This is a genomic window from Streptomyces sp. NPDC050504 (genome assembly GCF_044458065.1).
In the GTDB taxonomy this organism is placed as follows: Bacteria; Actinomycetota; Actinomycetes; order Streptomycetales; family Streptomycetaceae; genus Streptomyces.
The window spans coordinates 321,868-337,244 of sequence record NZ_JBITHO010000003.1 but is presented as its reverse complement, the minus strand read 5'-3'; the positions used below and the strand labels follow the sequence as shown (position 1 = coordinate 337,244).

Annotated in this window: 2 protein-coding genes; both read left to right on the top strand. The window is 72.9% G+C overall.

Features of this window, described 5'->3' with window-relative positions:
• Positions 1-22 precede the first annotated feature (22 nt).
• Positions 23-4,999, top strand: a complete 4,977-nt coding sequence (locus tag ACIBNE_RS12735; RefSeq protein WP_399271533.1) for a type I polyketide synthase — start codon at positions 23-25, stop codon at positions 4,997-4,999.
• A 29-nt stretch (positions 5,000-5,028) separates the two neighbouring features.
• A complete protein-coding gene (locus tag ACIBNE_RS12730; RefSeq protein ID WP_399271532.1) occupies positions 5,029-15,360 on the top strand; it encodes a type I polyketide synthase in 10,332 nt (3,443 codons plus the stop codon).
• Positions 15,361-15,377: the final 17 nt, after the last annotated feature.

Sequence of the window (15,377 nt, the reverse complement as noted above, 5' to 3'; positions counted from 1 at the left end):
ACGGCCTTCGAGGAGCTGACGAGTGATGGAGAACGAAGCGAAGCTTCGCGACTACCTCAACCGGACGACCGCCAACCTGCGCGTGGCCCGTCAGCGCCTGGAAGAGCTCCAGGAGAAGGAGCACGAGCCGATCGCCGTCGTCGCGATGGGCTGCCGCTTCCCCGGCGGCGTACGGACCCCCGAGGACCTGTGGGACCTCGTCGCCGGAGGCCGGGACGCGGTCGCGCCGTTCCCCGCCGACCGGGGCTGGGACCTGGACTCGCTCTACGACCCGGACCCCGACCGCAAGGGCAGGACCTACGTTCGCGAGGGCGGGTTCCTCGACGACGTCGACCGGTTCGACGCCCCGTTCTTCGGCATATCGCCGCGCGAGGCGCTGTCGATGAACCCCCAGCAGCGGCTGCTCCTCGAAGTCGCCTGGGAGACCCTGGAGCGCGCCGGGGTCGCCCCCGCCTCGCTGCGCGGCTCGCGGACCGGGGTGTTCGTCGGGGCCACCGACTTCGACTACGGCACCAATGTCTCCGAGCTGCCCGAAGGGCTCGAAGGGCAGATGTCGCTGGGCGCGTCCGGCGCGATCCTGTCCGGCCGCGTCGCGTACACCCTCGGCCTGGAGGGCCCGGCCCTCACGGTCGACACCGCGTGCTCGTCGTCGCTGGTCGCCCTGCACCTGGCCTGCCAGTCGCTGCGCAAGGGCGAGTCGTCGATGGCGCTGACCGGCGGGACCACGGTGACGGCCACCCCCACCGGCTACATCGAGTACAGCCGCCAGCGCGCCCTGTCCCCGACGGCCCGCTGCCGGGCGTTCTCCGAGACGGCGGACGGCACCGTGTGGGCGGAGGGCGTGGGCGTACTGCTCCTGGAACGCCTCTCGGACGCGCGGCGGGCCGGGCATCCGGTGCTCGCGGTCGTACGGGGCAGTGCGATCAACCAGGACGGTGCCAGCAACGGCCTGACCGCGCCGAACGGGCCCGCGCAGCAGCGGGTGATCCGCGCGGCGCTGGCCAACGCCCGGCTGAAGCCCGAACAGGTCGACGCGGTGGAGGCGCACGGCACCGGCACGACGCTGGGCGACCCCATCGAGGCGGGCGCACTGCTCGCCACGTACGGCAGGGACAGGTCCGATGACCGGCCCCTGTGGCTGGGCTCCCTGAAGTCCAACATCGGCCACTCGGCGGCGGCTTCGGGCGTGGCGGGCGTGATCAAGATGGTGATGGCGATGCGGCAGGGCGCCCTGCCGCGCACCCTCCACGTCGACCAGCCGTCGCGGAAGATCGACTGGGCAGCCGGTGGCGTACGGCTCCTCACGGAGGAACGGCCCTGGCAGCGGGGCGAGGAGCCCCGGCGGGCGGGCGTCTCCTCCTTCGGCGCGAGCGGCACGAACGCCCACGCGATCATCGAGGAGGCCCCGGCGGAGACCCCGGCAGAAACCCCGGCGGAGACCCGGGCCGATGGGGCGGATCAGATCGGAGCGGATCAGGTCGGGGCCGATCAGGGTGAGGCCGCCGTCGCGCCGCTGGGCTCGGGCGTGGTGGTGCCGTGGGTGGTGTCGGCACGGTCCGCGACCGCGCTGCGCGCGCAGGCGGAGCGGCTGGCCGAACACGTGGCGGCGGAGCGGGAGTTGTCGCCGCTGGACGTGGGCTTCTCGCTGCTGTCGTCGCGGGCGTTGTTCGAGCACCGGGGCGTGGTCCTGGCCGGGGACACGGCCACGGGTCTCGCCGCGCTGGCCGCAGACGTACCCGGGGACGGTGTGATCAGCGGGATCGCGGGAACGGTCGGCGGCCGGGTCTTCGTCTTCCCCGGCCAGGGCTCGCAATGGGCAGGCATGGCCGTCGAACTCCTCGACTCCTCCCCGGTGTTCGCACAGCGCATCACCGAGTGCGAACAAGCCCTGGCCCCGTTCACGGACTGGACCCTGACCGACGTGCTGCGCGAAGCGGAAGGAGCACCGTCACTGGAACGCGTCGACGTCGTCCAGCCCGCCCTCTTCGCCGTCATGGTCTCGCTCTCCGCCCTATGGGCATCAATCGACGTAACCCCCGACGCCGTAGTCGGCCACTCCCAGGGCGAAATCGCCGCCGCCTGCGTGGCGGGAGCACTGTCCCTGGAGGACGCGGCGCGGGTCGTCGCCCTGCGCAGCCAGGCGATACGGGCCCTGTCCGGCGACGGCGGCATGATGTCCGTGTCCCTGCCCCAGGACCAGCTCACCGAACGCATGAAGCCCTGGGGCGAACGCATCTCACTCGCCGCCGTCAACGGCCCCACCTCCACCGTCGTAGCCGGTGAACCCCAAGCCCTGCGCGAGCTGCACGCCTCCTGCGAGGCGGACGGCATCCGCGCGAAGATCATCCCCGTCGACTACGCCTCACACTCCTTCCACGTCGAACGCATCCGCGAAGAACTGCTGGAGCTGCTGGCACCCATCACGCCCCGCTCCTGCGAAACGGTCTTCTACTCGACGGTCACCGGCGAACCCATCGACACCTCCACCCTCAACGCCGAGTACTGGTACACCAACCTGCGCCAGACCGTCCAACTGGAGCCGGTCACCCGCCTCCTGGCCAACGACGGCTTCACCGCGTTCATCGAGATGAGCCCGCACCCCGTCCTGACCATGGCCCTCCAGGAAACCCTCGACACCACAGACACCGAAGCCATCGTCGGCGGCACACTCCGCCGCAACGAAGGCGGCCCCACCCGCTTCCTCACCTCCGCCGCCGAACTCTTCGTACGCGGACTCCACATCAACTGGCTCACACTCATCACCCCACACGACCGACACCGGATCGACCTCCCCACCTACGCCTTCGACCGCCGCCGCTACTGGCTGGAGCCGACCCCGGCCACCGCAGGCACGGCGGCGGGCACCGACCCCGTGGAGGCCGCGTTCTGGCAGGCGGTCGAGCGCGAGGACCTGGAATCCCTGGTCACCGCCCTCGGCCTGGAAGGCCCCGACTCCCTGGAGTCCCTCCTCCCCTCCCTCGCCTCCTGGCGCCGCCGCAGCCGCGAACAAGCCCTCACCGACTCCTGGCGCTACCGCGTCACCTGGAAGCCCCTCACCGACCCAGCCACGACCGTCCCCACAGGCCAGTGGACCGCCGTCATCCCCGCAGGCACCACCGAAGCCCACCACGTCATCGACGCCCTGCGCACACAAGGCATGAACCTCCTGACCGTCGAGGTCAAAGCGGCGGACGCGGGGCGCGAGACCCTCGCCGCGCACCTGCGCGAAGCCCTCGACGGCGCCACTCCCGCCGGAGTCGTCTCCCTCCTCGGCCTGGCCGAAGGCGCCCACCCCGGCTGCCCCGACCTGCCGACCGGGCTCGGCCTCACCCTGACCCTGATCCAGGCACTGGGCGACGCCGGCATCGACGCCCCCCTCTGGCTCGCCACCCGGGGCGCCGTCACCACGGCCCCCGCGGGCAGCGCGGGCGTCGACCGGCCGGTGGACCCCGCCCAGGCCGCCGTGTGGGGGCTGGGGCGGGTCGCCGCCCTCGAACACCCGCAGCGCTGGGGCGGCATGATCGACCTGCCCGGGACCTTGGACCACCGCGCCGCCGCGCTGCTGTGCGCCGCGCTGACCGGCCTCGACGCCGAGGACCAGCTCGCCGTGCGCGGCACCGGGATCCTCGTCCGCAGGCTGGTCCGCTCGTCCCTGGCCGCCGCCGACCCCGTCCCGGCCTGGACGCCCAGGGGCACGGTCCTGCTCACCGGCGGCACGGGCGGCATCGGCAGCCAGACCGCCAGGTGGCTGGCCGGGCGCGGCGCCGAGCACCTGGTGCTCACCAGCCGCAGCGGCCCCGAAGCCCCCGGCGCGCGGGAGCTGGAGGCCGAACTCACCGCGCTCGGCGCCCGCGTCACCATCGCCGCCTGCGACGTGACCGACCGGGACGAACTGGCCGCGCTGGTGCGGCAGGTGGAGGCCGACGGCTCGCGGATCCGCACGGTGATGCACATCGCGGGCGCCGGCGTGCTCGTGCCGCTCGCGGACACCAGCCTCCAGGAGTTCTCCGACACCGCCCACGCGAAGATCGTGGGCGCGGCCAACCTGGACGCGGTCTTCGACCGCACCGAGCTGGACGCCTTCGTGCTGTTCTCCTCGATCTCCGCGGTGTGGGGGAGCGGCGAACACGGCGCGTACGCGGCGGCCAACGCGTACCTCGACGGGCTCGCCGAGCGGCGCAGGGCCCGCGGCCGTGCCGCCACCTCCGTCGTCTGGGGCATCTGGAGCCCCGAGGAGGGCGGCGGCATGGCCGCCAACCTCGCCGAGGAGCAACTGCGCGGCCGGGGCATCCCCTTCATGGCGCCGAGGTCGGCCATCGAGGCGTTCCAGCGGGTCATGGACCACGACGAGGGCGTGGTGGTCGTCGCGGACGTCGACTGGGACCGGTTCGTGCCGGTCTTCACCTCGGCGCGGCCCAGCCCGCTGCTCGGCGGCGTGCCCGAGGTGGCCGGGATCCTGGCCGCCGAAGCCGCGCCCGCCGAGGTCGCGGACGACTCCTCCGTACGCCCGCGGCTGACCGGCCTGCCACCGGAGAAGCGCCGGGCCGCCGTCTCCGAGCTGGTGTGCGCGCAGATCGCCGCGGTGCTCGGCTACCCCGGTCCTTCGGCCGTCGACGAGGCCCGGCCCTTCCGCGAGCTGGGCTTCGACTCGCTGAGCGCCGTCGACCTGCGCAACCGGCTGAGCGCCGCGACCGGGCTGCGCCTGCCCGTCACGGTGGTCTTCGACTATCCGCGGGCCCGTGCGCTGGCCGAGCACATCGAGGCCGCGCTCTTCCCCGACCAGGGTTCAACGGCCCCGACCGACCCCGCGGAGGCCGAGGTCAGGGAGCTGATCGCGGCCATTCCGCTGCCGCGTCTCCAAGAGTCCGGACTGCTCGAAGAGTTGCGCAGGCTGGCGCGGACGCCCGACGGCGAACCGGCCCCCGCGCACGACGACCCCGAGGACGGCATCGACGACATGGACGTCGACGGGCTGATCCGCATGGCGTACGACAAATGACCTCCCGACAGAGCCAGACGGAGCCCAAGATGACTAGCGCCGATGAAAAACTCGTGGGAGCGCTGCGCGAGTCCCTGAAGGAGACCGAGCGGCTCCGGCGGACCAACCAGCAGCTCACCGCGGCCTCCCGGGAGCCGATCGGCATCGTCGCCATGAGCTGCCGCTACCCGGGGGTCGACTCCCCCGAGGAGCTGTGGCGGCTGCTCGCGGCGGAGCGGGACTCCATCTCCGGGCTACCGGTCAACCGGGGCTGGGACCTGGACGGCCTCTACGACCCCGACCCCGACCGGCAGGGGACGACCTACGCGACCGAGGGCGGCTTCCTGCACGACGCCGACCGCTTCGACCCGGCGTTCTTCGGCATCTCGCCGCGCGAGGCCGCCGCCATGGACCCGCAGCAGCGGCTGCTCCTCGAAACCTCCTGGGAGGCCTTCGAGCGGGCGGGCGTCGACCCGTCGGGCCTGCACGGCGACAAGGTCGGCCTCTTCGTCGGCGCGGCCTACCAGGGCTGGGGCATCGACTACCAGAACGTCCCCGACGGCACGCAGGGCCACCTGGTCACCGGCATGTCGACCAGCGTCATCTCCGGCCGCGTCTCCTACACGCTCGGCCTGGAGGGCCCGGCCGTCACGGTCGACACCGCGTGCTCGTCGTCGCTGGTCGCCCTGCACCTCGCCGTGCAGTCGCTGCGCCAGGGCGACTGCACGATGGCCGTGGTCGGCGGTACGGCGATCATGGCGGACCCGCTCGGCCTGGTGGGCTTCAGCCGCCAGCGCGGCCTGGCGCGGGACGGCCGCTGCAAGGCGTTCGGCGAGGGCGCCGACGGCATGGGCCTGGGAGAGGGCGTGGGCGTGCTGCTCCTGGAGCGGCTGTCGGACGCGCGGCGGGCCGGGCATCCGGTGCTCGCGGTCGTACGGGGCAGTGCGATCAACCAGGACGGCGCCAGCAACGGGCTCAGCGCGCCGAACGGCCCCGCGCAGCAGCGGGTGATCCGCGCGGCGCTGGCCAACGCCCGGCTGAAGCCCGAGCAGGTCGACGCGGTGGAGGCGCACGGCACGGGCACGTCACTGGGCGACCCGATCGAGGCGGGCGCCCTGCTGGCGACCTACGGCCAGGGGCGGACCGAGGACCGGCCGCTGTGGCTGGGCTCGGTCAAGTCCAACATCGGGCACGCCCAGGCGGCTTCGGGCGTGGCGGGCGTGATCAAGATGGTGATGGCGATGCGGCAGGGCGTCCTGCCGCGCACCCTGCACGCCGACGAGCCTTCCACGAAGATCGACTGGGCGGCCGGGCGGGTACGGCTGCTGACCGAGGCGCGGCCGTGGCCGCACGGCGAGGAACCCCGGCGGGCCGGGGTGTCCTCCTTCGGCGTCAGCGGCACCAACGCCCACATCGTCCTGGAACAGGCCCCGCAGGAGGAGCAGGCCACCGCGAGGACCGGGAAGCCTGGGGAGCACGGGAAGCCTGGGGAGCCCGGGGGGAACGGTGAGACCGGGCGGAGCGGTGAGGGCCTGGCGCCGATCGTGGGCGCGGGCGTGGTGCCGCTGGTGGTGTCGGGGCGCAGTGCCGGATCCCTGCGGGGTCAGGCGGAGCGTCTGGGCACGCTGCTGGCGGACCGAGAGCGCGCGGGGCACGGTACGGGCCTGGGGGAGGTCGGCTTCTCGCTGCTGTCGTCGCGGGCGTTGTTCGAGCACCGCGGGGTGGTCCTGGCCGGAGACACGGCCACGGGTCTCGCCGCGCTGGCGGGCGGTACGCCTGAGGACGGTGTGATCAGCGGAGTCGCGGGAACGGTCGGCGGCCGGGTCTTCGTCTTCCCCGGCCAGGGCTCCCAATGGGCCGGCATGGCCGTCGAACTCCTCAACTCTTCACCCGTGTTCGCACAGCGCATCGCCGAGTGCGAGCGGGCCCTGGCCCCGTTCACGGACTGGTCGCTGACGGACGTGCTGCGCGAAGCGGAAGGTGCGCCGTCGCTGGAACGCGTCGACGTCGTCCAGCCCGCCCTCTTCGCCGTCATGGTCTCGCTCTCCGCCCTATGGGCATCAATCGACGTAACCCCCGACGCCGTAGTCGGCCACTCCCAGGGCGAGATCGCCGCCGCCTGCGTGGCGGGCGCGCTGTCCCTGGAGGACGCGGCGCGGGTCGTCGCCCTGCGCAGCCAGGCGATACGGGCCCTGTCCGGCGACGGCGGCATGATGTCCGTGTCCCTGCCCCAGGACCAGCTCACCGAACGCATGAAGCCCTGGGGCGAACGCATCTCACTCGCCGCCGTCAACGGCCCCACCTCCACCGTCGTAGCCGGTGAACCCCAAGCCCTCCGCGAACTCCTGACCTCCTGCGAGGCGGACGGCATCCGCGCGAAGATCATCCCCGTCGACTACGCCTCACACTCCTTCCACGTCGAGCGCATCCGCGAAGAACTGCTGGACGTACTGGCTCCGATCGCGCCGCGTTCGACGGACGTGCCGTTCTACTCGACGGTGACGGGCGCGCCGGTGGACACCGCGCTCCTGGACGCCGAGTACTGGTACACCAACCTGCGCCAGACCGTCCAACTGGAGCCGGTCACCCGCCTCCTGGCCAACGACGGCTTCACCGCGTTCATCGAGATGAGCCCGCACCCCGTCCTGACCATGGCCCTCCAGGAAACCCTCGACACCACAGACACCGAAGCCATCGTCGGCGGCACACTCCGCCGCAACGAAGGCGGCCCCACCCGCTTCCTCACCTCCGCCGCCGAACTCTTCGTACGCGGACTCCACATCAACTGGCTCACACTCATCACCCCACACGACCGACACCGGATCGACCTCCCCACCTACGCCTTCGACCGCCGCCGCTACTGGCTGGAGTCGGAATCCAGAGCAACGGCCGCAGTGGGCGCGGATCCGGTGGAGGCCGCGTTCTGGGAGGCCGTGGAGCGCGAGGACCTGGAGTCGCTGGTCACCGCCCTCGGCCTGGAAGGCCCCGACTCCCTGGAGTCCCTCCTCCCCTCCCTCGCATCCTGGCGCCGCCGCAGCCGCGAACAAGCCCTCACCGACTCCTGGCGCTACCGCGTCACCTGGAAGGCGCTGGCCGATCCCGCCACGGCCGTCCCCACAGGCCAGTGGACCGCCGTCATCCCCGCGGGCACCGCCGAAGCCCACCACGTCATCGACGCCCTGCGCACACAAGGCATGAACCTCCTGACCGTGGAGGTCGAGGCCACCGACCGGGAAGCCCTCGCCGCGCACCTGCGCGAAGCCCTCGACGGCACCGCCCCCGCCGGAGTCCTTTCCCTCCTTGCCCTGGCCGAAGGCACCCACCCGGACTGCCCCGACCTGCCCGCCGGGCTCGGCCTCACCTTCGCGCTCGTCCAGGCGCTGGGCGACGCCGGCATCGACGCCCCCCTCTGGCTCGCCACCCGGGGCGCCGTCGCGACCGGCAAGCAGGAAGCCGTCGCGCACCCGGTCCAGTCCATGGTCTGGGGCCTGGGCCGGATCGCCGCGCTGGAGTACCCGCAGCGCTGGGGCGGCACGCTCGACCTGCCCGCCGACCTCGACCCCGCCTCCGCGGCGCGGGTGGCCTCGGTGCTGGCGGGCGGGCACGGCGCGGAGAACGAGGTGGCGGTACGCCCCCTCGCGACCTTCGGCCGCCGACTCGTCCGCGCCACCCCGGTCAGCACCACCCCGAACAGCACCACGCCCAACAGCGCCACGCCCAACGGCTCCGAGCGCACCGGCTCCGGGCGCACCGGATGGCAGCCCCAGGGCACCGTGCTGATCACCGGCGGCACCGGCGGCCTCGGCCGTCACGTCGCCCGGTGGCTGGCCAGGGGCGGCGCCGAGCACCTCGTACTCGTCAGCCGCAGCGGCCCCGAGGCCCCCGGCGCGCGGGAGCTGGAGGCCGAACTCACCGGACTCGGCGCCCGCGTCACCATCGCCGCCTGCGACGTCGCCGACCGCGACGAACTGGCCGCGCTGCTCGACCGCCTGGACGCCGCCGACTCCCCCGTACGGTCGGTCTTCCACACGGCCGGTGTCCTGGACGACGGCGTCATCGACACCGTCACCGCGGACCGCGCCCGCACCGTGCTGCGCCCCAAGGCGGGCGCCGCGCTGAACCTGCACGAGCTGACCCGGGACCGGGACCTGACCGCCTTCGTGCTGTTCTCCTCGTTCGCGGGCACGCTGGGCGGGCCCGGCCAGGGCAGTTACGCGGCGGCGAACACCTTCCTGGACGCCCTGGCGCAGCGGCGCCGCGCCGACGGCCTGGCCGCGACGTCCGTCGCCTGGGGCCCCTGGGCGGGCGGCGGCCTGGTCGACGAGGCGACCGAGGCGCGGCTGCGCGCGAACGGCATGCCCGCGATGGCGCCCGACGCGGCGATCGCCGCGCTCCAGCAGGCCCTCGACCTGGACGACGCGTTCGTGGCCGTGGCCGACGTCGACTGGGAGCGGCTGACGGCGTCCTCGCCCACGGGCCCCACGGCGCCCGTCTTCGCCGAGCTGCCCGAGGTGCGTTCCGTCCTCGGCGCCACCGCCGGAACCGGCACCGCGACCGGCGCGGGCGGCAACGAGTCGGCGCTGGCCCAGCAGTTGGCGGGCCTCTCGGAGAGCGAGGCCGAGCAGGCGCTGGTCGACCTGGTCAGCGCCCAGGTCGCCACCGTACTCGGCTACGCGGGAGCGGAGTCCGTCGAGCCGGGCCGCGCGTTCCGCGAGCTGGGCTTCGACTCGCTGACCGCCGTCGACCTGCGCAACCGGCTGAGCGCCGCGACCGGCATGCGACTACCGGTCACCCTGGTCTTCGACTATCCGTCGGTGACCGCACTGGCCCGGCACCTGCGCGCCGAACTGATCGGCACCGCACCCGCCGCGCCCTCGCCCGCGTCGTCAGCGGCGCCCGTGGACGACGACCCGATCGCGATCATCGCGATGAGCTGCCGCCTCCCCGGAGGCGTGACCAGCCCCGAGGCACTGTGGAAGCTGATCGACGAGGGCGTGGACGCGGTCTCCGGCTTCCCCACCGACCGGGGCTGGGACGTCGAGGGCCGCTACGACCCCGACCCCGACAAGCCGGGCACCTTCTACGCACGCGGCGGCGGATTCCTCTACGACGCCGACCACTTCGACCCGACGTTCTTCGGCATCTCGCCGCGCGAGGCCCTGGCCATCGACCCGCAGCACCGGCTGCTCCTCGAAACGTCCTGGGAATCCTTCGAACGGGCCGGAATCACCCCGGCTTCGATGAAGGGTACGGACGCGGGCGTGTTCATCGGCGCCAGCTACAACGACTACGGCTCCCGCTTCCAGCAGGCTCCCGAAGAGTTCGAGGGCTACCTCGCGACGGGCAGCGCCAGCAGCGTCGCCTCCGGCCGCATCTCCTACACCTTCGGCTTGCAGGGCCCCTCGCTGACCGTGGACACGGCCTGCTCGTCCTCGCTGCTCGCCCTGCACCTGGCCGCGCAGTCGCTGCGCCGGGGCGAGTGCTCGATGGCGCTGGCCGGCGGTGTGGTCGTGATGTCCACCATGGACAGCTTCATCGAGTTCAGCCGACAGCGGGCCATGGCTCCCGACGGCCGTTGCAAGGCGTTCTCCGAGCAGGCGGACGGCGCCGGATGGGCCGAGGGCGCCGGAATGGTGCTGCTGGAGCGGCTGTCTGACGCGCGACGCAACGGCCACCGGGTGCTCGCCGTGGTCCGCGGCTCCGCCGTCAACCAGGACGGCGCGAGCAACGGCCTGACCGCCCCCAACGGACCCGCGCAGCAGCGCGTCATCCGGACGGCGCTCGCCTCCGCCGGGCTCTCGCCCGCGGACGTGGACGCGGTGGAGGCGCACGGCACCGGCACCCCGCTCGGCGACCCGATCGAGGCGGGCGCGCTGCTGGCCACGTACGGCCAACAGCGTTCCGGTGAGCGCCCGTTGTGGCTGGGTGCACTGAAGTCCAACATCGGCCACACCCAGGCCGCATCCGGCGTGGCCGGTGTGATCAAGATGGTCATGGCGATAGGCGAGGGCGTACTGCCCCGAACCCTTCACGCCGACGAGCGTTCCGAAAAGATCGACTGGTCGGCGGGCGCGGTCGAGCTGCTGACCGAGTCCCGCCCCTGGCCGGAAACGGGCGCCCCGCGCCGGGCAGGAGTGTCGGCCTTCGGCGTCAGCGGTACGAACGTCCACCTGATCCTGGAACAGGCACCGGAGCTGGTGTCACAGGAGGCGCCGAACACGGATCCCGTGGCATCGGTGGTGCCGTGGGTACTGTCGGGCAAGACCCCGGCGGCACTGCGGGCACAGGCGGAGCAACTGGCCGAGTACGTCGCGGCGGCACCGGAGCTGTCCCCGGCGGACGTGGGTTTCTCCCTCGCAACGAGCCGTACGGCCTTCGAGTACAGGGCGGCGGTGACCGGCCGGGACCGCGAAGAGCTTCTGAGCGGGCTGCGGGCGCTGGCCGAGGAGGACGGGACGCGTACTGTGTCCGGCCGGACGGCGTTCCTGTTCACCGGGCAGGGCGCACAACGCGCAGGCATGGGCCGCGAGTTGTACGAAGCCTTCCCGGTGTTCGCGTCCGCCTTCGACGAGGTGTGCGCGGTCCTGGACGGGCATCTCGACCGTCCGCTGCGGGAACTGGTCTTCGCCGAGGACTCCGGCGAAGTGCTGCAAGGCACCGGGTACGCACAGGTGGCCCTGTTCGCGATCGAAGTCGCGCTGCACAGGCTCGTCGAGTCCTGGGGCGTACGGGCGGACTACCTGGCCGGACACTCAGTGGGCGAACTCACCGCCGCGTACATCGCCGACCTCTGGTCCCTCGAAGACGCCTGCACCCTCGTCGCCGCACGCGGCCGCCTGATGCAGGCACTGCCCACCGGCGGAGCAATGATCTCCGTGGTCGCCTCCGAAGACGACGTACGACCCTTCCTGAACGAGAAGGTCTCGATCGCGGCCCTCAACGGCCCCAACGCCACCGTCCTCTCAGGCGACGAAGACGCCGTACTGGAAGCCGTGACCGCAGGCGGCTGGAAGTCGACACGGCTGAAGGTCAGCCACGCCTTCCACTCTCCACTCATGGACCCCATGCTCGAAGAGTTCCGGCAGATAGCCCAAGGACTCACCTTCAACGAGCCCCGCACAGCACTGATCTCCAACGTCACCGGTGACATCGCCCCACCCGAGCTGATCAGCACCCCCGACTACTGGGTCCACCACGTCCGCGAAGCCGTCCGCTTCCACCACGGCCTCACCACCCTCGAAGCAAACAGCGTCACCCGCTTCATCGAACTCGGCCCCGCCGGAGTCCTCACCGCCCTCGGCCAAACCACCCTCCACAACGCCGAATTCATCCCCGTACTCCGCAAGAACAAGCCCGACGAAGAAGCAGCCGTCACAGCCCTCGCCCACATCCACACCACCGGCCTGGACATCGACTGGACCACCTTCTTCACAGGCCACCACGCCCACCGCGTCGACCTCCCCACCTACCCCTTCCAGTACGACCGCTACTGGCTCGACGCACCCACCACCACCGGCGACGTCACCTCCGCCGGACTCACCACCGCCAGTCACCCACTCCTGGGCGCCGCCCTCCCCCTCGCCGAAACCGACACCCTCGTCCTCACCGGCCGACTCTCCACCCAGTCGCACCCCTGGCTCACCGACCACGCCGTCTCCGGCACCGTCCTCTTCCCCGGCACCGCCTTCCTCGAACTGGCCATGCAAGCCGCCGACCACACAGGCTGCGACCACGTCGAAGAACTCACCCTCGAAGCACCCCTGATCCTCCCCGAACGCGGCGCCGTCGCCCTCCAGATCACCGTGGAGCCACCGCAGACCAACGGCACCCGCACCATCAGCGTCCACTCCCGCCCCGAGAACACCCACCCCGACCAGCCCTGGACCCGCCACGCCAGCGGCGCCCTGGGCATCGGGGAGGACGCGACCCCCGAGCCCGACCTGAGCGCATGGCCCCCAGCTGGCGCCGAACCCGTCGAGGTCGGCGACCTCTACGAGCGCTTCGCCGAAGGCGGATTCGGCTACGGCCCCGCCTTCCAAGGCCTGCGCCGCGCCTGGGCCGACGGCGACACGGTGTACGCCGAGATCCGGCTGCCCGACGAGCAGCAGAGCACCGCCGGTGCGTACGGGCTGCACCCCGCCCTCCTCGATGCCGCGCTGCACACCATCGCCCTCAGCCCCGCGCTGCAACTCGGCGGCGGGAAGCTGCCGTTCTCCTGGACGGGCGTCACGCTGCACGGCGCGGGAGCCGACGAGGTGCGGGTACGGCTGACGCCCCTCGGCCCGGACGCGGTGTCGCTGACCCTGTCGGACCCGATCGGCCGCCCGGTGGCGTCCGTCGACTCGCTCGTCCTGCGCGCGCGGCCCGAGCGGCTGGGCGCTTCCGTGACGGACGACTCCCTGTACGTACTGGACTGGGCCGAGCTCGAAGCGGACGCCGACGCGCGGCCGTCCGCCTCCTTCACGGGCTGGGCGCTGCTCGGTGAGGACGGCCTGGGCGTGGTGGCGGGGGAGAAGCTGCGGGCCTACCGCGACCTGGGGGCCCTGGCGGACGCCGCCGACCTGGCGGCGGTGCCGGACGTCGTACTCGTGACCTGCCCGCCGCTGACCGAAGAGATGGAAGAGTCCGAAGAGTCAGTAGGGTCTGAAGAGTTCACCGCGTCGGTGCGCACGGCGCTGGACCGGGTGCTGGGGCTGGTCCAGGGGTGGCTGGCCGACGAGCGGTTCGCCGCGTCGCGGATGGTCTTCCTCACGCGCGGCGCCGTCGCGGCGGGCCCCGACGACCGGGTGGGCGATCCTGCACACGCCGCCGTCTGGGGGCTGGTCCGCTCCGCGCAGTCCGAGAACCCGGACCGGTTCGTCCTGGCCGACATCGGCACGGACGGATCCGTCGGCGCCCTGCCCGCGCTCGACGTACTGCCCGCCCTGCTGCGCGCCCTCGCCGGTGACGAGCCCCAACTGGCGCTGCGCGACGGCTCCGTACGGGCCGCCAGGCTGGCCCTCCTGCCCGCGCGCCCCGATCCCGCCGAGCGGCAGGCCCCCGACTGGGGCACCGGCACGGTGCTGGTGACCGGTGCGACCGGCGCCATCGGCGGGGTGATGGCGCGCCATCTGGTCGCCGAGTGCGGAGTGCGCCACCTGCTGCTGACCAGCCGCCGGGGCGCGGAGGCCGAGGGCGCCAAGGAGCTGTGCGAGCAGCTCACCGAGCTCGGCGCCGACGTCACGCTCGCCGCCTGCGACGCCGCCGACCGCGAGGCCCTGGCCGCGCTCCTGGCCGGCATCGACCCGGCGCACCCGCTCACCGCGGTAGTCCACACCGCGGGCGTCCTGGACGACGGCGTCGTCGGCTCGCTGACCTCCGAACGGGTCGACCGGGTGCTGCGCCCCAAGGTGGACGCGGCGGTCAACCTGCACGAGCTGACCCGCGGCCTGGGACTCTCGGCCCTGGTGCTGTTCTCCTCCATCGCGGGCACGTTCGGCGGCATGGGCCAGGCCAACTACGCGGCGGCCAACGCGTTCCTCGACGCCTACGCCACCCGCTGCCGCGCCGACGGCTTCCCCGTCCAGTCGATGGCGTGGGGCCTGTGGGAGCAGCGCAGCGAGATGACCGGGAAACTGGGCGAGGCGGACCTCTCGCGGCTGGCGCGCGGCGGCATCGTCGCGTTCTCCTCCGCCGAGGGCGCCGCGCTGTTCGACGCGGCGCGGGCGCTGGACGCTCCGGTGGTGCTGCCGATGCGGCTGGACGCGGCGGCCCAGGCCGGTGGCCCCGGGCCCGTACCGCCGCTGCTCCGCGGCCTGGTCAAGGCGCCCGTCAGGGCGGCGGCCAGGCGCGCCGCGGCCCGTGGCGGCGCCGCCGACGCGGCCGACGGGCTGCTGCCGCGGCTCGCGGGGCTGCCGGAGGCCGAGCGGCACCGGCTGCTGCTCGACCTGGTCAGGACCCAGGTGACGACCGTGCTCGGGTTCACCGGCAAGGAGGCGGTCGACGTCGACCGGGGGCTGCTGGAGCTGGGCTTCGACTCGCTCACCGCGGTCGAGCTGCGCAACCGCCTCAACACCGCCACCGGGCTGCGGCTGCCCGCCACCCTGCTCTTCGACTATCCGACGACGGCCGCGATAGCGGAACACCTCGCGGAGTCGGTCGCCCCGGCCGAGCCCGCGGCCGTCCCGCTCGCCTTCCCCGAACTCGACCGCCTGGAGCAGGACCTGGCCAGGGTGGCCGCGGACGAGACGGCCAGGACGCGGCTCGCGGGCCGCCTCCAGGACCTCCTGTCGAAGCTGGGCCACGCCCAGGACCCGGCGGGCGACATCGCGACGGCCGGCCTCGATTCGGCGTCCGACGACGAGATCTTCAACTTCATCGAAAACGAACTCGGCCTTTCCTGAAGAAAGCGGCGGTTGAA